This is a genomic window from Nitrococcus sp., from assembly GCF_059432795.1.
The window spans coordinates 13,656-37,935 of the sequence record NZ_JBXWZQ010000225.1; the positions used below are offsets into that span (position 1 = coordinate 13,656).

The 24,280-nt window shown below is 65.7% G+C and carries 17 protein-coding genes; 14 read left to right on the forward strand and 3 right to left on the reverse strand.

Going from position 1 to position 24,280, the window contains the following annotated elements; genetic code table 11:
* Positions 1–105 precede the first annotated feature (105 nt).
* Positions 106–2,922: a response regulator gene (locus tag AC52Q4_RS16055; RefSeq protein WP_495537807.1), complete on the reverse strand. Its 2,817-nt coding sequence runs from the start codon at positions 2,920–2,922 to the stop codon at positions 106–108.
* A gap of 205 nt (positions 2,923–3,127) precedes the next feature.
* On the opposite strand from AC52Q4_RS16055, the gene AC52Q4_RS16060 reads away from it, so the two are divergent.
* The 3 genes from AC52Q4_RS16060 (at position 3,128) to AC52Q4_RS16070 (ending at position 7,700) form a co-directional block, all read left to right on the forward strand.
* Positions 3,128–3,532: a response regulator gene (locus AC52Q4_RS16060; protein WP_495537823.1), complete on the forward strand. Its 405-nt coding sequence runs from the start codon at positions 3,128–3,130 to the stop codon at positions 3,530–3,532.
* Positions 3,516–5,150 carry a diguanylate cyclase gene (locus AC52Q4_RS16065; protein WP_495537808.1) on the forward strand — a complete coding sequence of 545 codons (1,635 nt, stop codon included), beginning with the start codon at positions 3,516–3,518 and terminating at the stop codon, positions 5,148–5,150. The genes AC52Q4_RS16060 and AC52Q4_RS16065 overlap by 17 nt, the downstream gene beginning before the upstream one ends.
* A gap of 108 nt (positions 5,151–5,258) precedes the next feature.
* A complete protein-coding gene (locus tag AC52Q4_RS16070; RefSeq protein WP_495537809.1) occupies positions 5,259–7,700 on the forward strand; it encodes a response regulator in 2,442 nt (813 codons plus the stop codon).
* A gap of 74 nt (positions 7,701–7,774) precedes the next feature.
* On the opposite strand, the gene AC52Q4_RS16075 is transcribed toward AC52Q4_RS16070, so the two are convergent.
* Together AC52Q4_RS16075 and leuA are read right to left on the reverse strand one after the other, a co-directional pair.
* Positions 7,775–9,574, reverse strand: coding sequence for an ABC transporter transmembrane domain-containing protein (locus AC52Q4_RS16075; protein ID WP_495537810.1), 1,800 nt, complete (start codon positions 9,572–9,574; stop codon positions 7,775–7,777).
* A gap of 77 nt (positions 9,575–9,651) precedes the next feature.
* Positions 9,652–11,361: a 2-isopropylmalate synthase gene (leuA, locus tag AC52Q4_RS16080; protein ID WP_495537811.1), complete on the reverse strand. Its 1,710-nt coding sequence runs from the start codon at positions 11,359–11,361 to the stop codon at positions 9,652–9,654.
* 701 nt (positions 11,362–12,062) lie between these two features.
* Here leuA and hypF point away from each other — a divergent pair.
* The 11 genes from hypF (at position 12,063) to AC52Q4_RS16135 (ending at position 24,046) form a co-directional block, all read left to right on the forward strand.
* Entirely contained in the window at positions 12,063–14,450 is a 2,388-nt protein-coding gene (gene hypF, locus AC52Q4_RS16085; protein WP_495537812.1) for a carbamoyltransferase HypF, read from the forward strand.
* Between the two features lies 1 nt (position 14,451).
* Positions 14,452–14,736 (forward strand): HypC/HybG/HupF family hydrogenase formation chaperone, encoded by a 285-nt coding sequence (locus AC52Q4_RS16090; RefSeq protein ID WP_495537813.1) that lies wholly within the window; start codon positions 14,452–14,454, stop codon positions 14,734–14,736.
* Positions 14,733–15,428 (forward strand): D-sedoheptulose-7-phosphate isomerase, encoded by a 696-nt coding sequence (locus AC52Q4_RS16095; RefSeq protein WP_495537814.1) that lies wholly within the window; start codon positions 14,733–14,735, stop codon positions 15,426–15,428. The genes AC52Q4_RS16090 and AC52Q4_RS16095 overlap by 4 nt, the downstream gene beginning before the upstream one ends.
* Positions 15,425–16,597 carry a hydrogenase formation protein HypD gene (hypD, locus tag AC52Q4_RS16100; RefSeq protein ID WP_495537815.1) on the forward strand — a complete coding sequence of 391 codons (1,173 nt, stop codon included), beginning with the start codon at positions 15,425–15,427 and terminating at the stop codon, positions 16,595–16,597. The genes AC52Q4_RS16095 and hypD overlap by 4 nt, the downstream gene beginning before the upstream one ends.
* On the forward strand, positions 16,594–17,691 hold the full coding sequence (gene hypE / locus AC52Q4_RS16105) for a hydrogenase expression/formation protein HypE (RefSeq protein ID WP_495537816.1): 1,098 nt from the start codon (positions 16,594–16,596) through the stop codon (positions 17,689–17,691). The genes hypD and hypE overlap by 4 nt, the downstream gene beginning before the upstream one ends.
* Positions 17,692–17,701: 10 nt before the next feature.
* Complete coding sequence (locus tag AC52Q4_RS16110) at positions 17,702–18,034, forward strand: hydrogenase maturation nickel metallochaperone HypA/HybF (protein ID WP_495537817.1); 333 nt, start codon at positions 17,702–17,704, stop codon at positions 18,032–18,034.
* Entirely contained in the window at positions 18,034–18,867 is an 834-nt protein-coding gene (gene hypB, locus AC52Q4_RS16115; RefSeq protein WP_495537818.1) for a hydrogenase nickel incorporation protein HypB, read from the forward strand. Before AC52Q4_RS16110 ends, hypB begins: the two co-directional genes overlap by 1 nt.
* Before the next feature lie 224 nt (positions 18,868–19,091).
* A complete protein-coding gene (locus AC52Q4_RS16120) occupies positions 19,092–19,772 on the forward strand; it encodes a VIT1/CCC1 transporter family protein (protein WP_495537819.1) in 681 nt (226 codons plus the stop codon).
* A 163-nt stretch (positions 19,773–19,935) separates the two neighbouring features.
* Positions 19,936–20,523 carry a pyridoxamine 5'-phosphate oxidase gene (pdxH, locus tag AC52Q4_RS16125; protein ID WP_495537820.1) on the forward strand — a complete coding sequence of 196 codons (588 nt, stop codon included), beginning with the start codon at positions 19,936–19,938 and terminating at the stop codon, positions 20,521–20,523.
* 193 nt (positions 20,524–20,716) lie between these two features.
* Positions 20,717–21,055 carry a cation-transporting P-type ATPase gene (locus tag AC52Q4_RS16130; protein ID WP_495537821.1) on the forward strand — a complete coding sequence of 113 codons (339 nt, stop codon included), beginning with the start codon at positions 20,717–20,719 and terminating at the stop codon, positions 21,053–21,055.
* A gap of 273 nt (positions 21,056–21,328) precedes the next feature.
* Positions 21,329–24,046, forward strand: coding sequence for a cation-transporting P-type ATPase (locus AC52Q4_RS16135; RefSeq protein ID WP_495537822.1), 2,718 nt, complete (start codon positions 21,329–21,331; stop codon positions 24,044–24,046).
* Positions 24,047–24,280: the final 234 nt, after the last annotated feature.

Here is a 24,280-nt window from a genome sequence, read left to right on the forward strand (position 1 = left end):
GGGTACGTTGAGCATAGCAAGTTTGCCGCGCCGCGCCCGGCGGTGCGTCGGGTGGGTGATGCGCGTCGAGGACGCCTCGCTCACGCGGGGCGGAACCCTACTGTGTCATGGCGTGCCGCCGGCATTGAGCAGATAGGCCAGCGTATCGCGAACGCTGTGCTCTTTGGCCTTGGCCTTCATGATCACCGCGTCCGCCTGCGCCAGCACGTCGGGTTCGACGTCATGGCCGGAGAAGACGAGGATGGGAATCGCCGGATCCGGGCCGTTGCGCAGCTGCTCGAAGAGTGCGCGGCCCGAGCCGTCGGGCAACACCAGATCCAAAATGATCGCCGCCGGGCGCAACCCGGAGGCAAGCCGCCCGTGCGCCTCGGCGAGGCTGGCGGCAGGGACGATTTCGCCCAGATCGCCGCACAGGGTACGTATCATCGTGCGCACGTCGGGGTCGTCCTCGACGTGGAGGATGCAGTTGCGGCCCTCGCGAGTCAGCGCGGTCTTGAGCGCGCGCCGCAGCCGTACGGTGTCGACGGGCTTGGTCAGCCAGTCCAGCAGCTTGATGCCTTTGACCTCCGTCAACGGCCGCTTCGCGCGTGATACGACCAGGAAGGTGGCCTCCGGGTCCAATTCCCGCAGGTTACGTATCAAGCTGAGCCCGTCACCGTCGGGCAGCCAGAGATCGATGATAATAACGTCATAGCGATTGGCTTCGAACAGCGCGCAGGTCTCCTGGGCGCTGCGGGCCACCACGGCTTGCAGGCCGGTTTTCGCAACGACCTGCTGCAAATGCTCGGCATCGGCGGGATCATCCTCGCAGATCAATACCTGGCCGGTGGAGCCCACGGGGTGATCGATGCCGGAATCGGGGTTCTCCATCGGCAGCTCGACGAAGAAAACCGTGCCGCAGGGTTGGTTCGCTTCAAAGCCGATCCGCCCGTGGTGCTCCTCTACGATGGCCTTGCTGATCGCCAAACCGAGGCCGGTCCCTCCCTTCTGCCGCGCATCCGAGGCGTCCGCCTGAGCGAAACGCTCGAACAGGCGCCGTCGCAACGAATCGGGGATGCCCGGTCCCTCGTCGCAGACTTCGATGCGGATTTTCTCCTCGCGGATACAGGCACGTATGAGGACGGCGCTGCCCACGGGAGTGAATTTGACGGCATTCGATATCAGGTTGGTGAGCACTTGATGTATGCGGTCCCTGTCGACGTGGATGGCGACCTCGGGAACCGGCATCGCCACCGCCAGCCGGACGCTGTAGCGCTCGGCATAGCCGATATTAACCTCCTCGGCATCGAGGAGCATGTCGCGAAGACTCTCGGGCGCCATTTTGAACTCGATGCGACCGGTGGCGAGGCGCTCCAAATCGAGGATGTCGTTGACCAGATGGATCAGCCGTTCGCTGTTGCGGTAGGCCACGGTCACGAGCTCGGCGGCCTTCGGGGGCAGCGTGCCGGCGGCACCACCATATACCAGCCCCAAGGATCCGCTGAGCGATGTCAGGGGTGTGCGCAGCTCGTGGCTGACCGTGGAGACGAACTCCTCCTTGATGCGCTCGACTTCCTTGCGCGCGGAGATGTCCCGAATGACGCCGAGGTAGCCGAAGACGTTGTGCTCGGGAGTGTGCACGACGGCGCCCACGGTTTCGCCGATAAAGGACGTGCCGTCCTTGCGCCGGCATTCGATCTCGACGGTGGAGGAGACCTCCGCACCGGCCCCCGGGTGGTACTGCTCGCGTCCGCGCTGCAGGTAAGCGTCCTGATGGGCATAGAGCAACACCGTCTTGCGGCCTTTGAGCTCGTCGCGCTCGTAGCCGAACAATTTCAGGGCGGCTGGATTGGTTCGCAGGATGCGCCGGTCGGCGTCGGCGAGCACCACCGCGTCCGGCAACGCATGGAATATCGACTCGAACAGCGTCTTTTGTTGCACCAGGCCCTGGTGCACGTGATGTTTGGACTCCTGGTCGCGTTGCTGCTCGATCGCCCGTCCGAGCGCATTGGCGAGCAGGGAGACGAACTGCAGCTCCGCCAGCGAAAAAGGCGTCCGCCGCGGCTTGCGATCGGAAAAGTTCAATGTCCCGTGCAGCGCGCGATTCACCCATATGGGTGCGCCGATATAGCTCTCCAGGCTGAGGCTCAGGTGCGCCGGGTGGGTTTGCCCGAGCGGGTCACGACCCACATTTTCGTAGCTCACCACGTTCTGCTCACGGGCCACGGCAGCGCAGTATGTTTCGCCCAACGGATAGACATCGCCTATCTCGATGACCCGAAGCGGCGAGCGCACCGCTTCAACGCGGTAGTCCTCACCCCGGATGCGGCTGACGATGCCGGTTTCCATATTCAGCGTGTGACACCCCGTCGTCAGGTAATCCCGGTAGCGCTGCTGGCGGCCGGAATATTCCCGGAAGGCGAGCTCATTGAGGTGTCGCAGCGCCGCGTAGTGGGCCTGCGACTCGTGGATTGGGCGGGAGATTTCCTGTTCCGCGATCGCGGCGAGATCGTGCAACGCCTCTTTCTCGTCCGCCGAGAGTCGACGCGGTTGGTGATCGATGACGCATAGCGTGCCGAGCCGATAGCCGGCGGTGTCGTGCAGCGGGATGCCCGCGTAGAAGCGGATGTGCGGGGCGCCCGTGACGAGCGGGTTGCCGGCGAAGCGAGCGTCCGCGGTGGCATCCGGCACCTCGAGGAGCTTGCTGCCGAGGATGGCATGGGCGCAAAAGGAGACCTCACGCGGGGTCTGCGCGGTCTCGGCGAGCCCTTGTCTGGATTTGAACCATTGCCGGTCTTCGGCCACCAGCGATATCAATGCGATCGGCACGCACAGGCTGAGCCGGGCGAGTCGGGTGATCCGATCGAAGCGTTCCTCCGGCGCCGTATCGAGCAAACCTGCACAGTGCAAGGCGGCGAGGCGCTTGGCTTCGTTCGCTGGCAAGCGGGGCGTTCGCATTGGGGCTCAAGCCTCTCGCAGGGCACGACGAAGTCGCGTTATGTGAACTACTGCAAAGTACTGCGCTCTTCAGCTCTAAGTGATCAAACATATCCTGTATTGTCGGATGTGACTGTGAAGTACGGCGTTTTTTTGCCGCTGAGCAGGCGCGGCGCCCGCGTCCCCTCGCAGCGGAGAGCGTTTGGCGGAGGTGTCCGGTTTGGCTCGTCTGAATCGAATATTGCTGGTCGACGACGATTCCGACGTGCGCAGCGTGCTGCAGATGGCGCTCGAGGTCATCGGCGAATACACGGTGTGCGGCTGCGCATCGGGCGCCGAGGCCTTGGCGGAGATCGAGTCGTTTCAGCCGCAGTTATTGATACTCGATGTCAAGATTCCCGACATGGACGGCCCGGAGACGTTGCGTCAGCTGCGTGCGCGCGGCGATCTCGAGCAAGTCGCCACCGTCTTTCTCACCGCCAAGGCGTACCCGCACGAGCAGGAGCGCCTGCGCGGTCTCGGCGTGAGCGGCGTGCTGGCGAAGCCCTTCGACCCGATGACCGTCTCCGTGGAACTCCAGCGTATCTGGGCCCAGGCGGATGAAGGCAGACAGTGATCGGCGCAAGGCGCTCGAAGCGCGCTTCGCCGCACTCAGCGAGGCTTATGTGGCCGGTTTGCCGCAGCGGTTCGTCGCACTCGACGGGACGCTGACGCAGGGTAACGGCAGCGGCGTATCGCTAGAAAATCTGCAGCGGCTGCGACGTTTGGCGCATACGCTCGCCGGCTCCGCGGAGACCTTCGGTCTCATGGAGCTTGGCGGCCGCGCACGTGCGCTCGAAGCAGCGGCGTTGAGCGGCACTGCCGATTCCCGGAGCCTGGCGAGGTTGCTCGAGCGGTGCAAGCGAGCCGACCGCACCCCCTGCGCCGTCACGACTCCGGCGCTGGAGGAGACGGCGGCGGGCTCGTTCGCGGCCCCGGAGATTCTCGTCTTGGAGGTCGACCCTGCCACAGGCGAGGAACTCGCGGGCCAGCTCGATTATTTCGGCTTTCGCACTCGCGCCCTGAAGGATCGGCGGGCCCTAACAGAGCGCCTGAGCGGAACACGGACCAAGGCCGTGGTCGCGGATATCGCCTATATCGAGGACGGCAGCGACGGCGCGCGGGGTATCGCCGCCCTGCATTCGGCGGGCGTGCTGTCCGCGCCGGTGGTGTTTTTATCCGCGCGCGATGAGTTCCACGATCGACTCAACGCGGTGCAGGCGGGCGGAGCGGCCTACCTGACGCGGCCCTTCGATATCGTCCCGTTGGTCGATCGGCTTGATGTCCTCACCGGCCAGGAGCGGGACGCGGCGTACCGCGTGCTCGTCGTCGACGACGACGTGGACGTCGGGCAGTACCACGCCGCCGTGTTGGCCTCCGGCGGCATCGATACCCGGGTGTGCGACACGCCCTCGGCGGTTCCGGGCGTTCTCGCGGAATTCCGGCCCGATCTGGTGTTGCTGGATCTGCACATGCCGCAGTGCTCGGGGGGGGACTTGGCGGCTGTCATCCGTCAGCTGGAGGGATTTCTCACCATGCCGATCGTGTTTCTCTCCGGGGAGGGGGATGCGCGTCGACGTCTCGGTGCCATGGGGCGCGGCGGGGATGATTTTATCTCCAAGCCGGTGGTCGAGGAACACCTTCTGGCCGGCGTCAACCTGCGCGTGGCCCGGGCGCGGCAGATCGCCTGCCTGGCGGAACGGGATGGCCTGACGGGGTTGTTGAAGCATACCTCGATCAAGGAGGCATTGAGCCGCGAGATGAACAATGCGCGGCGCGGCAATTACCCCTGCGCATTCGTTTTGCTCGACATCGACTGGTTCAAGAAGGTCAACGATGCCTATGGACACCTCGCCGGCGATCGCGTAATCAAAAGCCTGGCGCGGTTGCTGCGCAGCCGCTTGCGGGAAACGGATTGGATCGGCCGTTACGGCGGTGAGGAGTTCGCGATCGTATTGCCCCATTGCGCGGCCGCCCCCGCGCGCGCGCTCGTCGAGGAGATCGCGCGTCGGTTTCGGGCGGTACGCCATCACGGCGCGCCTGGTGTCGATTTTGCGGCCACGTTCAGCGCCGGCATCGCGGAATTCCGGAGCGTGGATACGGTGGATACGATGATCCATGCGGCGGATTGCGCACTTTATGAGGCAAAGCGCGCCGGTCGTGACTGCGTGAGGGTGGGTAGCGCCGCCGAGTGACTGCCGGGCGCAACGGCGTGGCGCGCACTGCGATCTGCGCCCCGAGCGCGCCCGGCGTTCGTGGGGTTGCAGGGTTGGGTTGCGGCACGCAGTGAGGGTTGATGCGGGATGGCGGATTTCGAGTTTCAGACGTCGCAGGAGAAGCTCGCGGAGATCGGCCGGCGCTTTCATGAGACGTTGCCCGATCGGGTCTCGCGTATCAGCGAGCTCGGCCGGCACGTCATTGCCGGTCAGCGCGGCGGCTTGCCGGAACTCAAAAATTGCGTGCACGCCTTGGCCGGGGCCGCGGGCACGTTCGGTCACCACCTGCTGGGCCTGCGGGCCAGCCATCTCGAAAGCGAGCTCGCCCGCGCGCCCGAGCCCGACATGGCCGCCAATGCGGCGTGGCGGCGGGCGCTTGCAGAGGGCCTGAGGGATCTGCAGCAAGCGGCGGCCGAGGTGGGCGCGAAGGCGAGCGCAGCCGTTACCGCCGATGTGGCGAAAACGCCGGGTCCGGATGCGCAAGCCCCCGCTGACGCTGGCGAGCAGCGCATCTATCTGCTGGAAGACGATCCGGACCAAGCGGAGTACCTGGCCGCCGAGCTCGAAATCGCCGGGGTGTCGACCGCCATCTTCGCCGACGCCGAAGCGCTGCGGCTCGCGGTTATCGAGCGGCGGCCCAACGCCATCGTTGCCGACATCGAGCTTCCGAACGCGCGCGACGGCGGGCTGGAAGTGGTGGCGTCGTTGAAACGCACACTCGGTGCGCCGCTGCCGGTCGTCTTCGCCTCCGCGCGCAGTGATGCGCAGACGCGCTTGCGCGCGTTGCGCGCCGGCGGCGACGGTTTCTTTGCCAAACCCGTGGACGTACGTGCGCTGCGCATGCGGCTTGCGGAGCTGACTGCCGGGCACCGGGATGACAAGCCGCTGCAGGTCGTGCTCGTGGAGGACGACGACGACCAGGCCGCCGCCGCGGCGGCCGCCCTGGAGAGCCACGGTATGCAGGTGCATGTTCTGGACGGCGCGTTGGGCTCGATGGATGAGCTACTCGCCACCTCGCCTGACGTTATCGTGATGGACATGCATTTGCCCGACGCCAGTGGCCTCGATCTGGCACGCATCGTCCGCCAGGAGGAGCGCTTTCTCTCGACGCCGATCGTGTTTCTCACCGCGGATCGCAGTATACGGACGCGGCAGGCGGTGCTGAGCAACGGCGGCTTCGATTTGATCGGCAAACCGATGGACCCCGCTGAACTGGTCTCAATGGTGCGCTCCCGTGGTCTCGAGTACCGATCCCAAGGGGAGAAGCTCAGTTTTCTTGAACGTCTCGAACCCGTCACGGGTCTCGCCAATGCGCGTTACCTGGAAACGACCTTGGAGGCTGGGCAAAGGAGGCGCGAGGGATGCGGGGTAATCGTCAGCATGATCGAGCTCGAAGGCTTGCAGCGCCACTATCCCTCCATCGACGCGCTGCATCTGCATCTGGCGAAGACTGGAGGGCGGCTTCGTAAAGCGGTACCCGTGCGCTGGCTGCTCGCCTATCTCGGCGAGGGTTGTTTCGCGGCGACCGGGACGGCGGAGTCCCGGGCGACGCTCGAAGAATACGCTCAGGCGCTGCAGGCCGCGGTTGGCGCGGGTCAGCAAGGCGGTTCCGAGGGGCGTATCCACGCCCTGATCGTGGGCACCGGTGCTGTCCTCTTGGAGCCCAAGGACACGGGTCACCGTGGCTTGGCCGAGGCCTACGAGCTCGCTCATCGCGCCGTGCAAGGCGGCGGAGGATACCGGTTGCCACCGCCGCCGGAGCGCATGAAGAGGCAAGCGACCTGGGCCAGACAAATGCGCCGAATATTGGAGGCGCGCGACCTCATCCTACTGTATCAGCCGCTTGCGAGCGCGCAGGGCGAGAACTGCTCCTACTTCGAGCTCAGCGTGCGTCGGCGCTCCGCGCAAAAGGCGCGGCTGGCGCTGCCGGCGCCGGGCGAACGTGATGCGCAGACGCTCGGGGTGCGCGCGGAGCTGGATCTGATCGTGCTTGGAAACGCCTGCCGCATCCTCGCCGAGCGCGCGTCCGCCAGCACGTTTTTCGTGCCGGTGGCGGTCTCCACGGTGGCCAAGCGCGGCTTCGCCGCACGGCTCGCCTCATTGCTGGTCAAACAGGGAACCCCCTCGTCGAGTCTTTGTCTCGAGCTCGACGAAGCCGAGCTGCCGCATAGCCGGGAAATCGGACCCGCGCTCGATGAGTTGCGCGCTTTGCGGGTGCGGCTCGCCCTCACCGGTCTGGGCGAAACCGCTGCCAGCGAAAAGTTCTTCGAGCGCATGCGACCGGACATCGTCAAGGTCGGGCCCGGCCTCGTCCGGGATCTTTGCGCCGCCGAGGGTGCCGCGAAAGCACGTGCGCAGGCGATGCTGCAGCGCGTGCGCGAACGCGGCACGCCGATCGTGGGGGCCTATGTCGACGACATCGTGACGCTGCGCACGCTCTGGAAAGAAGGCGTAAGTTATCTCCTCGGGGACTTCGTGCGCGAAGCGGATACCTCGATGGCGGAAGGATTCCACATCCAATTGGGCTGACCCGCGTTGTCTCACCTGCGACACGCCGCTTCACCGCGTCGCGAGTGCCGGTTCAGGCCGCGTGAGGAGCCGACTCAGCGAGCGGCGACGCTGGCGCGCGGCAGATCGAACTGCAGCGCGGCGAGCCGCGCATAAAGGGCGTTGCGGCGGAGCAACTCATGGTGCGTGCCGATGGCATGAATGCGGCCCCGGTCGAGCACCGCGATACGCTCGGCGGCCGTCACCGTGGCCAGCCGATGGGCAATGACGATGCTGGTACGCCCGCTCATCAGACGCTCCAACGCCTCCTGCACCCGGCGTTCGCTCTCGGCGTCCAGGCTGCTCGTGGCTTCGTCGAGCAGCAGCAGCGCCGGGTTGCGCAAGATGGCGCGAGCAATCGCGATACGCTGGCGCTGGCCGCCCGAGAGTTGCACCCCGCCCGGCCCCAGCGGCGTCGCGAAGCCCTGCGGCAGGCGCTCCAGGAACTCCGTGCAGTGCGCCGCCTCCGCTGCGGCGCGCACCGCCGCCTCCGTGGCGTCCGGCTGACCGTAACGGATATTCTCCCAGGCATCGCCGGTGAACAGCACCGGCTCTTGGGAGACGAACGCGATGCGCTGGCGCAGCGCGGCCGGATCCACCTCCCGCAGGTCAATGCCGTCAAAACGCACGCGTCCGGCCTGGGGATCATAGAAGCGCAGGAGCAGTGCCAGCACCGTGCTTTTGCCGCCCCCGGACGGCCCGACCAGCGCGAGGCGCTCGCCCGATGCTACCTGCAGCGTGACGGCATCGAGCGCCGGATACTCGGGGCGCGCCGGATAGCAGAACCGGACGTTGTCCAGGGCGACCTCGCCCCGGGCCGGCTCGGGCAGCGCTCGGGGGCGCGACGGCGCGGCGATGAGGGGGACGGCGGCCAGCAGCTCCAGCAGCCGCTCGGTCGCGCCGGCCGCGCGCAGCAGGTCACCGGCGACTTCCGAGATGGCGCCCACGGCCCCGGCGGCGAGCACCGCGTAGAAGACGAATGCCGATAGGTCGCCCACGCTCATCCGGCCCGCGAGCACGTCGTGCCCGCCTTGTCTGAGGATGATGCCGACGGCGACGAATGCCAGCAACATCGCCATGCCCATCAGCCAAGTGCGTTGGCGGATGCGCCTCGCCGCGGTGGCAAACGCGGCTTCCACGCGCTGGCGAAAGCGCCGGCGATCCTCCGCCTCGTGGCCGAACGCCTGCACGGTGCGAATTGCCTGCAGCGTCTCGGCGGCGTAGCTGCCGACGTCCGCCACCCGATCCTGACTCGCCCGCGAGAGACGGCGCACGCGGCGCCCGAAGGTCAGGATGGGCACCAGTACCAGCGGCATGCCCAGCAGTACCAGCGCCGTGAGCTTGGGGCTGGTGAAGAACAGCATGATCAACGCGCCTGCGAGCAGCAGCGCGTTGCGCACGGCGATGGAGAAGGAGGAGCCGAGTATCGTCTGCAGCAAGGTGGTGTCCGTCGTGATGCGCGATTGGATTTCGCCCACGCCGTTGATCTCGAAGAACGCCGGCTCCATGGACACCACATGGTCGAATACCGCCTGGCGCAGATCGGCCGCGACCCGCTCGCCAATCCAGGAAACCAGATAGTGGCGAAACGCCGAGGCCAGCGCCATGACGGTGATAAGGCCGAGCATGAGCAGCAGCAGAGCGTCCAGGCGTCGTGCGCTGCCGGTACGAAAGCCAAGGTCCACGATCAACCGCAGTCCCTGGCCGATCGCGAGCACGCTCACGCTGGCGACGACCAGGACGAGCGCTGCCGCGACGATTCGCCAACGGTAGGGCCTCAGGTAGGCGGGTATCGGCCGGATGCCGGACAGGGTCTGGTTGGCGGGGCGGTCACCGGGATCAGCGGGGCGCGGCATTCGCTATCTCCCTCGAGTGGTTGCGCCCGCCGGCCGCTTTCCCGCAGGCGGCGAGCGCGGCCGGCGGCTTCACCGCCTCATGCGGAGCGCTGTCCGGGCGGGCGCGGGCGCAGCAACCTGGCCCGCTGCGATCGGGGCAAGCGCGCCCAGATGCGGTTGAATCCGCTGATCACGGCTTTGACCGAGGCGCTGACAATATTCCCGTCGATGCCGACACCGAACAGATCGCCGGCCATGGTTTCGCAGCCGAGCTCCACGAAGCACACCGCCTTCGCGTTGGAGCCGGCACCCATGGAGCGTTCCTCGTAGTGCTGCACACGCACGTCGCTGCCGAGGGCGTCGAGCAGCGCGTCGATCGGGCCGTTGCCCACGCCCGTGAGCACCTTATCGCGGCCCTTCTCGCGCACCCGGACGCGGATGCCCTGACCCGCCTCGGCCTCGAACAGCGACTGGCCGACGTACTCGATGGGCTCGGAGGCCTCCAGGTATTCGCGACGCAGGATCTCCCACATCTTCTCGGCGCGGATCTCCTTACCGGTGGCGTCGGTCGCCTGCTGCACCACGCGGCTGAACTCCACCTGCATGCGCCGCGGCAGGAGCAGACCGTACTCGCGCTCGATGAGATAGGCGACCCCACCTTTGCCAGACTGGCTGTTGACGCGGATGACCGACTCGTACGTGCGGCCGAGGTCCTGCGGATCGATGGGCAGATACGGCACCGCCCAGGGCCCGTCGCTTCTGCGCGCTGCAAAGCCCTTCGCGATCGCATCCTGATGCGAACCCGCAAACGCGGTGAACACCAGGTCGCCGACGTAGGGGTGCCGCGGGTGGATGGGCAGCCGGGTGCATTGCTCCACGGTGCGGGCCACGTCGTTGATGCGCGAAAAATCCAGCCCGGGATGCACGCCTTGTGTATAAAGATTGAGCGCCAGCGTGACCAGATCCACGTTGCCGGTACGCTCGCCATTGCCGAACAGGCAGCCCTCCACCCGCTGGGCGCCGGCCATCACCGCCAGCTCGGCCGCCGCCACCGCGGTGCCGCGGTCATTGTGCGGGTGGACGCTGAGCACGATGCCCTCGCGCCGGGCGAGGTGGCGATGCATCCATTCGATCTGATCGGCGAACACGTTGGGCGTGGATATCTCCACCGTCGCCGCCAGATTGACGATCACGGGGTGCTCCGGGGAGGCTTCCCAGACGGCCGTCACCGCGTCCACCACCTCCTTCGCGAAGTCGAGCTCCGTTGCCGAGAACGTCTCCGGGCTGTACTGAAAGGTCCATTGTGTCTGCGGCTGCGTGGCGGCGAGCCGTTTGATCAGCCGCGCGCCCCGCACCGCCACCTCGCGCACGCCGGCGCGGTCGAGGTGAAAAACCGTCTCGCGGAACAGCGGGGAGGTGGCATTGTAGAGATGGACGATAGCGCGCTTGGCACCGCGCAGCGAGGCCATGGTTTTCTCGATGAGGTGGTCGCGCGACTGGGTGAGCACCTCGATTTGCACGTCGTCCGGGATGCGCTCCTCTTCGATGAGACGGCGCACGACAGTGTAGTCGGTGGCGGAGGCGGAGGGAAAACCCACCTCGATTTCCTTGAAGCCCACCGCGAGGAGCATCTCGAACATCGCCAGCTTGGTTTCCACGCCCATCGGCTCGAAAAGCGCCTGATTGCCGTCGCGCAAATCGGTGCTCATCCACATCGGGGGGCGGGTGATCGCGGCGTCCGGCCAAGTGCGGTCGGTCAGTCGAATGGGGCGGCAGGGGCGGTATTTCCGCGCGGGATCGCTCAACATCGCTTCTCTCCAAGCGTTTTCATCTCGAAAGACTGTCCGCGTAGCTCTACTGCGCGGATCTAAGTGGCGATGTCATGGCTGCCGGGCGGCCACGGGTACTGGGCCCGGCAACCGCACAGCAGTCGAAGGTTTTTGTGCTGGCGTGCATCGACGGCCATGGCGCTGTTTCCTCACAATGGACTCTGCCGCGACGTGCGGCGCGGCGGTTCAGCGGGAAAACGGTTGGGGAGGCGTGAGGTCAGCTGCGCGCGCGGCGCAGCAGTCGCAGCGCAAACCGCCGCAGGCGGAAGGCAGGATAAGTGCGGGACGCCGTGTGGTGCATGGGCTCAGTAAACGGGGAGCGCATGCAAAAGTCAACCTCCCGTGCACGCTGATTGGCCGCCGCCTCCGGTGCATTCCACGCGAGCCTGCGCCCGGGCGCGCGTTCCAAGATCATGAATCTGGCGCTGGCCGGCAGAAGCGCGGTGATCGAGGCCATCGAAGCGCGACTTCGAGGACCGCGTGCCTGTTGCGGCGGCGATCGACGATGCCCCGCGCCGCGATCTAACATGAGCAGTACGAGCGTGTTCTGAATCATCGTGGCGGCGCTGGTGATCGCGGCGGTCGCAGTCAACGCCAAAGACATCGTCCGCTATCTCAGGATCCGATCCATGTGAGCGTCCGCCGCGGACGCTCGCCAGAGTGAGGGCAGCGCATTGGCAATGGCTTCGGAACGGCGCGCCGGTGATCCGGGAAGCCCGATAACGGGCGAGGCGATCCGGGTGCGTGGCCTGGTGCAGGGCGTGGGTTTCCGCCCCACGGTATGGCGGTTGGCCACCGAATGCGCTCTGCACGGAACGGTCTGGAATGATGCCGCCGGGGTGACCATCCACATTTGGGGCGAGGAAAGCGCCCGTGGTCGGTTTCTTTCGCGGCTGCGGCGCGAGGCGCCGCCGCTCGCCCGCATCGACGCCGTGGACGCCGAGCCGCTGCGCGGTGCGCCGTTGCGGACGGGCTTTCATATCGTTGCGAGCCGCACCGGGCCGGTGCGCACGGGCGTGGTGCCGGACGCGGCCACGTGTGCCGGGTGTTGCGCGGACATCGCCGATCCCGGCAACCGGCGTTATCGCTACGCGTTTACCAACTGCACGCATTGCGGGCCGCGCTTGAGCATCGTGCGCGGTATCCCGTATGACCGGGCGCTTACCAGCATGGCGGCGTTCGCGATGTGTGCATCGTGTCGGGCCGAGTACGCGGACCCGGCCGAGCGCCGGTTCCACGCCCAGCCCAATGCGTGCCCGCGATGCGGCCCGAGGCTGTGGCTGGAAGCCGCGCACGGCACGATATGCGCCGGCGACGACGCCATCCGCAGCGCCTGTCGGCTGCTAAGGGAAGGTCAGATCGTCGCCGTCAAAGGCCTCGGCGGTTTTCATCTCGCCGTGGACGCCTGCGACGCCCCGGCGCTTGCCCGGTTGCGCCGGCGCAAACGCCGTTATTACAAGCCCTTCGCCCTGATGGCGCGGGACATCGAGGTCATCGCCCGTTACTGCGCCGTCGATCCCGCGCAGCGCGCGCTGCTGCAAAGCCCGGCGGCACCCATCGTCCTCCTGGAGGCGAGCGGCGTGGAGCGCGTTGCCGCCGAGGTGGCGCCGGGCCAGCGCACCCTGGGCTTCATGCTGCCTTACACGCCTTTGCATCATCTGCTGCTGCAGGGTTTCGACCGCCCGGTCGTGCTCACCAGCGGCAATGTCTCCGAGGAGCCGCAGTGCACCGACAATGACGAGGCGCGCGCGCGGCTCTCGCCGTTGGCCGATTATTTGCTGTTACAAGACCGGGCTATCGTCAGCCGGATCGACGATTCGGTCATGCAGGTCGTGGACGGCGCGCCACGCATGCTGCGCCGCGCCCGCGGCTACGCACCGGCTCCTTTGACGTTGCCCGGGGGGTTCGGCGAGGCGCCGGCGCTGCTGGCGATGGGCGGCGAGCTCAAGAGCACTTTCTGCCTGCTCCGCGACGGCGAGGCCATTCTCTCCCAGCACATCGGCGATCTGGAGGAGGCGGCCACGCATGCCGACTTTCGCCGGACGCTGTCGCTTTACCAAAGGCTCTTCGAGCACGCTCCGGAGCGGATCGTCGTCGATCGGCACCCGCAGTACCTGTCCACCCGACTGGGGCGGGAAATCGCTGAGCGCGAGGGGTTGGCGGTGGTGACGGTGCAGCATCATCACGCCCATATCGCGGCCTGTCTCGCCGACAACGCCGTGCCCTTGGGAAGCCCGCCCGTGCTCGGTATCGCGTTGGACGGTCTGGGTTACGGGGATGACGGCACGCTGTGGGGGGGTGAGTTTCTGCTCGCGGACTACCGGGGCTACTCACGTCTTGCCCGCTTTGCCCAAGTGCCGCTGATCGGCGGCGCGCAGGCCATCCGTGAGCCCTGGCGCAGTGCCTACGCCCACATCCGGGCGGCGCTGGGCTGGCAGCGCTTCGCTCGGGAGTACGCACGGCTCGAGCTGTGTGCCGATCTGCGCGAGCGCCCCCGCGCTATACTGGAGGCCATGATCGCCAATGACGTGAACTGCCCCCAGAGCAGCTCCTGCGGGCGGCTCGTCGATGCCGTGGCCGCCGCCCTCGGCATCTGCCGGGATCGCGCGGGCTACGAGGGCCAGGCCGCCATCGAGCTGGAGGCGTGCGTCACGGCAGCGGCGCTGGATACCGCCGGCGAGGGTTATCCGTTCGCGTTCACCGCAAGCGAGGCCGTGTCCGTGCTGGAGTGCGCCCCGATGTGGCAAGCGCTGCTCGACGATCTGATGCGCGGCGCGACGCCGGCGATCATCGCCGCGCGCTTTCACCTCGGCCTCGCCCGGGCATTGCTCACCCTGACGAGCCGGCTCCTTGAGCGTAACGAGTTGAAGTGCGACGCTCGGGTTGCCCTGACCGGCGGTGTGTTTCAGAACCGTCTGCTGTTCGAAACGCTGGCGGCGGGCCTGCGCGCGCGAGGAGTGACCGTGCTCGGCCACGCCCGCGTGCCGGCCAATGACGGCGGCCTCTCGCTTGGTCAGGCGGCGATCGGCGCGGCCTCGGCCATCCATTCCGTGAAGGCGAGGCAGTGACATGTGCTTGGGCGTTCCGGGACAAATCGTCGCAATAAGCGATGCCGAGAATCTGCGCGGGATCGTCAGCGTGGCGGGCGTCAAGCGCGAGATCAATCTCCACTGCGTGGTCGACGAGGCGCACCCGGTGGAGAGCTGTCTCGGCATCTGGGTGCTCATCCACGTGGGGTTCGCCATGAGCCGGATCGACGAAGCCGAGGCGGCTCGGACGCTGCAGATTCTCACCGAGCTCGGTGAGATGCAGCAGGAGCTCGAGGCCATGCAGAGCTCGGAGAATGGCTCATGAGCGATGAGAAGCTCGAATCGCTTTACCCGTTTCTGCATGGCGTGCGCAAGGAGGCGTCCGGGGAAAACGCGGCCCTGCTGGAGTCGCTCGATCAGAAGTCCAAGCACAGCCTCGAGGTGAAGCGGGCCTTCTTCAGCGAGAACGCTCAGCGGGTGGTCGATGCCGCGCGTGCTATCGCCGGGGTCTATCGCGGCCACGGGCGCCTGTTTGCTATGGGTAACGGCGGGTCGAGCTGCGATGCGGCGCACTTCGCGGTGGAGTTCCTGCACCCCGTCACGGCCGGACGGCCCGCCTTGGCCGCGGTCAACCTGGTCGCGGATACTGCAATGATGACCGCGGTCGGCAACGACGTCGGCTTCGAGCATGTGTTCGTGCGCCAGATCATCGCGCAGGCGCGACGCGGCGACGGTCTGGTGGGCTTTTCCACCAGCGGCAATTCCGCGAATCTTCTGGCCGCCTATGCCCGGGCCAAGGAGATGGGGCTCATCACGCTCGGTCTCGCCGGCGGCGACGGAGGCGCCATGGCGCGCAGCCCCGATGTGGACATCTGCCTCACGGTGGCGACGGACAGCATCCACCGCATTCAGGAATGCCACGTCGCCACCTACCATATCCTCTGGGATCTGGCGCACACGCTGCTCGCCGACGACCGTGGCGATCTGCCGGTCTCCAGCCGAGGCCCGAGCTCATGAAATACGTGGACGAATTTCGCGACCCCGACAAGGCGCGGACCCTGATCCGGGCGATCGAGACGCTCGTCGGCGATATCGCGATTTGTCGGCGCCGGCCCTTGCAGCTCATGGAGGTGTGCGGCGGGCATACCCACTCGATTTTCAAATACGGCTTGCAGACGCTGCTGCCGGAGGAAGTGGAATTCGTGCACGGACCCGGATGCCCGGTCTGCGTGCTGCCGATGGGGCGGGTGGATGACTGCATCGCGCTCGCCGAGCACCCGAGCGTGATCTTCACCACTTTCGGCGACGCCATGCGTGTGCCCGGTTCGACGAAAAGCCTGCTGCAGGCCAAGGCCGATGGCGCCGACGTGCGCATGGTGTACTCGCCGCTCGATGCGCTCGAGATCGCCAAGGCCCATCCGGGCAATGAAGTGGTGTTCTTCGCGCTCGGATTCGAGACCACCATGCCCAGCACCGCCATGACCGTGCTGCAGGCGGAACGCGAAGGCGTGAGGAATTTTTCGGTCTTCTGCAATCACATCACCATCATCCCCACCATCAAGGCGATTCTGGACTCCCCCGAGCTGATCCTGGACGGCTTCCTCGGCCCGGGTCACGTGAGCATGGTGATCGGCACTGCGCCGTACCGGTTCATTTGCGCTCACTATCGCAAGCCCCTGGTGGTGGCCGGCTTCGAGCCGCTCGATATTCTGCAATCGGTCTGGATGGTTTTGCGCCAGCTCGCCGAGGGGCGCTGCGAGGTGGAGAACCAATACCAGCGGGTGGTGGCCGACGCGGGTAACGACCCGGCGTTGAGCGCGGTGCACCGCGTCTTCGAGCTGCGCGAGTTCTTCGAATGGCGCGGGCTGGGGTCCATCGATCACTCCGGAGTGCGGATACGGCCCGCCTATGCGGCGTTCGACGCCGAGCGCCGGTTTTCGGTGCCCAACCTCAAGATTGCCGATCCCAAGGCATGCCAGTGCGGCGAGGTGCTCAAGGGGGTGATCAAACCCTGGCAGTGCAAGGTCTTCGGCAGCGCCTGCTCGCCGGAAACGCCACTGGGTGCGCTGATGGTGTCCTCGGAAGGCGCCTGCGCCGCGTACTACAATTACGGCGGCGTGCCGCTCGGCAAGGCGGATGGCCGACGGCCACGGCGCGGCAAGACAGGCCCGAGGTACGCTCCGTGAGCCGCGGCGATCCCGACCCATTGCAGCACTCCGTACGCATTGGCGCCGCGCCGGCGCGCGGCTCCCGTCTGCGCGACACTCGCATCACCCTGTCCCATGGCAGTGGCGGCAAGGCGATGCGCGATCTCATCGAGGAGGTGTTCGTCGCCGGCTTCGACAACGCCGTGCTGGCGCCGCTGGACGATCAGGCACGCATCCCGCTCGCCGAGCTGGCCGGCCTCGGCGACCGGCTCGCCTTCACTACCGACTCTTATGTCGTCGATCCGCTCTTCTTCGCGGGCGCCGACATCGGTACGCTGGCGGTCAACGGCACAGTCAACGACCTCGTGGTGGGCGGTGCCCGGCCGCTGTTTCTCTCCTGCAGCGTGATTCTGGAGGAGGGGCTGGAGGTGGAAACGCTGCGCCGGGTTACGGGTTCGATGCAGGCGGCCGCAGCCACTGCCGGGGTGATGGTGGTCACGGGGGATACCAAGGTCGTACCGCGCGGCGCCGCGGACAAGCTCTTCATCAACACCGCCGGTATCGGCGTGATTCCCGCGGATCGGCGGTTGGATGCGGGCGCCGTGTGCCCGGGCGACGCGATTCTGGTGAACGGCCGGCTCGGCGATCACGGCGCCGCCGTGCTCAACGCGCGTGGCGACCTGGCGCTGGAGACCGACATCGCGAGCGACTGCCAGGCCCTGAACGGTCTGGTCGAAACGCTGTTGCATGCCTCGCCGGGGGCGCGCTGTCTGCGGGACGCCACGCGCGGCGGACTGGCCACGGTGCTCAACGAGTTCGCGCAGGCCTGCGGGCACTGCCTGCACATCGACGAGAACGCCGTGCCGGTGCGCGAGGAGGTCAAGGGCATGTGCGAGATTCTCGGGCTGGACCCATTGTATCTGGCCAATGAAGGCAAGCTGGTGGCGGTGGTGCCGGGCGGCGAGGCGGAGGCGGCCCTGGCGGCGATGCGCTCCCACCCGGCCGGCCGCGAGGCCGCGTGCATCGGTGACGTGCGGGCATCGCCGCAGGCCACTGTCGTGATGGCGACCGTATTCGGCGGTGAGCGCATCGTCGACATGTTGGTCGGCGAGCAGCTGCCGCGGATTTGCTGAGGCCGGTTCCGTGCACGAGCTCGCCCTTACCCAGAGCATCGTGGAGGTCTGCGGGGCACGGGCCGATGGCGCGCGCGTGCGCCGCATCACCCTGGAGATCGGAACGCTCACCTGCGTGATGCCCGAGGCGCTGCGTTTTTGTTTCGAGGCGTGTTCCGTCGGTACGCCACTGGCCGGTGCCGAGCTCGAGATCATCGCAATACCTGGGCGGGCCCGTTGCCGGGAGTGCGGCCGGGAAGTCGAGTTGAGCGACCTGCTGGCCGGCTGCGACTGCGGTTCGCTGAACCTGGAGAACCGGCGAGGCGGCGACGCTCTGAGAATCCGTTCCATGGAGGTCGTGTAATGTGCACCACCTGTGGCTGCTCCGGCGAGGGCGAGGCGCGTGTCAGCGCGCTGGACACAGACGAAACGACGGCGGGCGACGCTTCGGTTCACCCGAGTGCGCTCGGTCATACCCATGGACCGGGTCATTCCCACGACCACGATCACGTTCACCCCCATGACGAGGCACCTGTCCCTGTCCAGCCGCCGGGCCGGACCATCGCGCTCGAGCAGGCGGTCCTCGCCGCGAACGATCGCCTCGCCCGGCGCAACCGGCACTGGTTGACGCTCCGCAACATCCTGGCGCTGAATCTCGTGAGCTCACCCGGCGCGGGAAAGACCACGCTGCTCGAGCGCACCCTGCGAGATTTGGGCGGCGAGATTCCCATGAGCGTGGTCGAGGGGGATCAGGAGGGCGCCTTCGATGCCGAGCGTATCCGCGCCACGGGCTGCCGCACCGTGCAGGTCAACACCGCCACCGGCTGCCACCTGGATGCGGCGATGCTCTGCCGCGCCCTTGACACGCTGGCGCCGCCGCCGGATTCGGTGGTCATGATCGAGAACGTCGGCAACCTGGTCTGCCCGGCGCTTTTCGATCTCGGCGAGCGGGCCAAGGTGGCGATCCTTTCGGTCACGGAAGGCGACGACAAGCCGATGAAATACCCTTACATGTTTCGGGCCTCACAGCTGATGCTCCTCAACAAGACGGATCTTTTGCCGTACGTGGACTTCGACGTTGAGCGCTGCATCGGCTACGCGCGCCGGGTCAACCCGCGGATCGAGGTGCTGGCGCTGTCCGCGCGCACCGGCGAGGGCCTGGCAGAGTGGTACCAGTGGCTGCGTTCGTGTCTGTGAGCCTCGCCGTGTACGCACAGCGAGCCTTGACCATTATCGCGCGGGGCGGGCGTATACCCGAGCGAGCGACGCTCTCTGGCCCCTGCCCGAACCCAGTCATACCGGCCTCATATGTGAGCTTGTAACTCGCCATGGCCAGGCATCCCGATATCGAGGCGCTCAAGGCCGAGCATCGGCCCGATGCGATCCGCCGCCGCTTGCAGGCCAAGGGTAAGCCAAGCTACGTGGGCGACGCCGTGCTGGGCGGCATCGACGGCTGCGTGACCACCTTCGCAATCGTGGCGGGTGCCTCCGGCGGCGGCTTGTCAATCGCGGTGATCGTGATTTTGGGCTTCGCCAATCTGCTCGCAGACGGTTTCAGCATGGCGGTCAGCAACTATCAGAGCACGAAAAGCCAGCGCCAGCTACTTGAAAAGATCCGCGGCGTGGAGCAGCGGCATATCCGGCTCTTGCCCGAGGGCGAGCGTGAAGAGATTCGCCAGATCTATCACGGCAAGGGCTTTCGCGGGGCCACACTGGAGTCCATCGTCGCAACCATCACCGCCACCGAGGCGTTGTGGCTGAATACCATGCTCACGGAGGAGCACGGTTTGCAATTGGACACGTGCGATCCCTCGCGGGCCGCGCTGGTCACCTTCCTGGCCTTCATCACCGCCGGTCTGATCCCGCTGACGCCTTACATCGCGTTCGCCTATTGGGTCCCGGGTCTTTCGCAAGATGTGCTTTTTCCCCTTAGCGCCGCTGCGACCGGCGTCGCCTTCCTGCTGATCGGTTTCGCCAAGGGACGCTATCTGGAACGCGCGGTGCTTCGCGCCGGTCTGGAAACGCTGGCCATGGGAGGAACCGCCGCCGCGCTCGCCTACGGCGTCGGCGCGTGGCTGCGCGCGACCTTCGGCGTCGGCTGACGGCGGGGCGGATACGAGCCGCCATCGCGCGTTTCGCGCACCTTGCGCCGGCTATTCCGCGGCCGGCATTGATCGGCGTCAATCCGCCCGTCCCGGCCCGTGTTAAATTTATGGAAACGGCCGCTTTCGCGACCGCGTGGCCGGGTCGCCGCGGGAGGGCGGTATGGACGTTTACAGGCAGGCGCTCAAGATCATTCAGAACATGGTCGAGGATGCGAAGCGAATGGCGCTTTCCGAGCCGATGGCCATGACGTTGGCCACGGTCGATGAAGCGGGGCAGCCCAGCGCGCGCACCGTCTACCTGCAGGCGGTCGTCGACGAAGGTCTGATATTTTTTACGAATCGCTACAGCCGCAAGGCGATTCAGCTGGCGGCCAATCCACGCGCGGCCGTCTGCCTCTACAGCGAACCGCTGGCGCGGCAGATCCAGGTCGAGGGGAGCGCGCGGCCGCTTGCGGCTGATGAAGCCGCCGCCTACTGGGCGCTTCGGGAGCGGGACAGCCAACTGGCCGCGTGGGCGTCGGCCCAATCCGAGCCGCCGGAGGCGCGCGATCATCTGCAACGCCGGGTCTCACAGTATCGCCAGCGCTTCGATTTCCATCGCGAGGTGCCGATACCTTCGCATTGGTGTGGCTTTTGTCTCGAACCGCAACGCATCGAGTTCTGGAAAAAGGACTGGCGCCACCCGCAGCAGCGGCTGTGCTATCAAAACACGCCCCAGGGCTGGTCGGTGATCCGGTTGAATCCCTGAGGCGAGGGTTTGTCCGTCGCGGTGGGCGGGGCATGCGCGGGTGCGGGCGAGCGCAGGATGACGAATGTCCAATCCGTGCGAGCGGCGCGTGTGCCCAAGGGGGTGCTACGTGTCATTCGCTTTGCCAGAAGAAGGTCTCCAGCGGAATGGTTGTGTATAGGCGCAATGGCAGCCGGGGCCGGGGGCTGAGACGATGAACCTTGCCGCCAGCGACTGGCACGTTTGCTCGGTCGATCAAATATTGTCGGAATTCGCCACCGCTACCGGCGGCCTGAGCCAGGTCGAGGCCGAGCGGCGCTTGCGCCAATTCGGTCTCAACCGGTTGCCGTGCGCGCCATCGCGAGGCCCGCTCAAGCGTTTCGCCGCGCAGTTTCATGATGTGCTGATCTATGTGCTATTGGGGGCCACCGGGGTTCCGTTTCTACTCGGTGAATGGCTGGACAGCGTGGTCATTCCAAGCGTCGTGCTGATCAATACGCTGATCGGGTTCGTCCAAGTAGGGCAAGGCCGAGGGGGCACTGGTGCCGGTTGAAAGCGGCGATCCGCTGACGCCGCAGGACGTCTACGTTCATCCCCACACCGTACAACTACTGAAGTGACAAGGGTTGAGCGGAGACCGCAAGCGCAAAACTACGCGAGATGATTGACGGTGCGCGCCTGCCGCTGACTGCTCTCGACGAAGCGGCTCGGGCCTCGAGAGCACCCACACAAAACGATGCCGACCGTGTCCGGTTGATTTCGGTGGCAAGACATTCAATAAATTGGAGGATTACTGTGTTACTTTATGTTCATCCGGGACGTGATAATGCGAAAAGTCACTGAAAAAAGTATAGAGAATAATTGGCATGAAATAGCCGTCGATGCCGTGCTTGGCACGTTGAATGCCAATACCGACGGCCTCTCTCAACACGAAGCCGCGGCACGACTGGAAAGATATGGTCCCAACCGCCTGCCCGAGCCCCCCAAGCGCGGCGTCCTGGTTCGTTTTCTCCTGCATTTCCACAATATCCTTATCTATGTGCTCCTGGCGTCGGCCCTAATTACTGCGGCGCTGGGACATCTTGTGGATACGTTCGTCATCCTGGCGGTGGTTGTGGTCAATGCCGCAATTGGCTTTATTCAGGAAGGCAGGGCGGAAAAGGCCATGGACGCGATCCGGGGAATGCTCGCCCTTCGGGCCTCTGTGTTGCGCGACGGGGAGCGCCGGGCGGTCGAAGGCGATACTCTGGTCCCGGGAGACCTCGTCTTGCTGGAAGCCGGGGACAAGGTCCCTGCCGATCTGCGCTTGCTGCGCACTCACGGCCTTCAGATTCAAGAGGCGATACTGACTGGTGAATCCGTGCCGGTCGAGAAGCATACGCGGCCCGTTGCGGGCGATGCACCTCTCGGCGACAGAGCGTGCCTGGCATACAGTGGCACGCTGGTGACCAGCGGGCTGGGCAGGGGCATCGTCGTCGCAACCGGGGCGGACACAGAGATCGGCCGCATCAGCGGCATGCTCTCGACGGTCGAGGTACTTACGACGCCGCTTGTCCGGCAGATGAACGCTTTTGCCTGGTGGCTTACCGTTCTGATACTGCTGCTCGCGGCGATGCTGCTTGTCTTCGGGTATTTCGTCGAGCATTTCGAATTCTCGGAAATGTTCATGGCGGTGGTGGGCCTGTCGGTCGCCGCCATACCAGTGGGTTTGCCCGCTGTCCTGACCATCACGCTGGCAGTCGGTGTACAAGCCATGGCGCGGCGCTACGCTATTGTCCGCCGTCTGCCCGCCATCGAGACGCTCGGCTCGGTATCGGTGATATGCACCGACAAGACGGGCACGCTAACGCGTAACGAGATGATGATCGCCTCCGTCGTGACGTCGGCTCATGTCTTTTCGCTCGAAGGCGCGGGATACGAACCGCGGGGCGTTATCAAGCTCGACGAGGCTGCGGTGAGCGGGCACGAACATTCAGTTCTCGAAGAGCTAGGACGTTCAGCGGCATTGTGCAATGACGCGTCGTTGCACGAGCGTGACGGCGTTTGGACGGTCGAGGGCGACCCCATGGAGGGCGCGCTGCTGGCGCTGGCCGGCAAAGTTGGCATGGACGTTCGGAACGAACGCTCGGCGTGGACGCGTACCGACGCCATCCCTTTCGACGCCAGGCACCGCTTCATGGCGACATTGAATCATGATCACGAAAATCATGCGTTCGTTTTCGTCAAAGGCGCGCCGGAGCAGATTCTCTCAATGTGCGGGGAACAGCGCTGTATTTCGGGTGGCGCCGAACCTCTCGACAAGGACTTCTGGCACAAAAAAGCCGAGGGCATCGCCGCGCAGGGACAGCGCGTACTGGCCTTTGCTGTGAGGCCCGTAGCTGCGGAGCACACCGTCCTTGAGTTCGCTGATCTCGAGGACGCGTTGATACTGATCGGCCTGGTCGGCCTGATCGACCCGCCGCGTTCCGAGGCCATCGCAGCGGTCGCGGACTGCCACCGGGCGGGAATTCGCGTGAAGATGATTACCGGAGATCACAGGGGAACGGCGGCTGCCATTGGCAGGCAAATCGGCCTGCAAAACCCCGAGGCGGTGCTGACCGGTTCCGACCTTGACGGAATGGACGACGCAGTGCTCGCCACCGCCGTTCTCGAGACCGACATATTCGCCCGCACCAGCCCCGAGCACAAACTCAGACTCGTGATGGCGCTGCAATCGCACGGCATGACCGTCGCCATGACCGGCGACGGGGTGAACGACGCGCCGGCGCTTAAGCGTGCCGACGCGGGCATCGCCATGGGTGTCAAAGGCAGCGAGGCGGCGAAGGAGGCCGCGGAGTTTGTACTCGCGGATGACAACTTTGCGTCAATAGCCGCCGCAGTGCGCGAGGGACGAACCGTCTACGACAAAATCAAGAAAGTCAAAAGCTGGACGTTGCCGACTAACGCCGGCGAGGCCATGACGATCGTCGTCGCGCTGCTTTTCGGTATGACGCTGCCGATCACCCCGATTCAAATACTCTGGGTCAACCTGATCACCGCGATAACGCTCGGCCTGGCGCTGGCGTTCGAGCCGACGGAAGCGAACACGATGCACCGTCCACCACGCCCGAGAAGCGAGCCATTGCTGACCGGGGAACTGGGATGGCACGTCGTGCTGGTCTCGGCGCTGTTCCTCTGCGGCGTGTTCGGTATTTACGCCTATGCCACAGACCAAGGCTATTCCGTGGAACTCGCCCGCACCATCGCATTGAATACGCTGGTGGTCATGGAGATATTTCATCTATTCTTCATCCGGAACATGTACGGCACGTCGCTTACATGGAGGGCGGTGCGCGGCACCAGGGTGGTTTGGGCGACGGTCATCGGCATCACAGCGGCGCAATTCGCCATCACCTATCTGCCGCCATTGCAGGCGATATTTGCCACCAAGGCGGTGCCCTTTTTGGATGGCGTTCTCATCGTCGGCGTGGGTGTCTCACTTTTTGCGATCATAGAAATCGAAAAGCAGCTTCGCCTTCGGTTGCGCGCCATGCGATCAGCATAAAGTTAATATTCTGAATTCGGATCAGCAACCTGGGTTAGGTTGTCTATGGTGGCACAGAGGCGATGTGCTCGACGCCGTGCCGGTCGCCGCCGGACACAACCCCCGGCCATACCTATCCCTTTAGCTCCTAACGCGTTAATCAGTCGTGTCGCAGTTCTAAACGGGTATTTTGTCGAAGTGATTGATGTGCTTCGCATCCGGCCTTCAGGCCCAAGTGTGCTTGTGGAGCTGAGC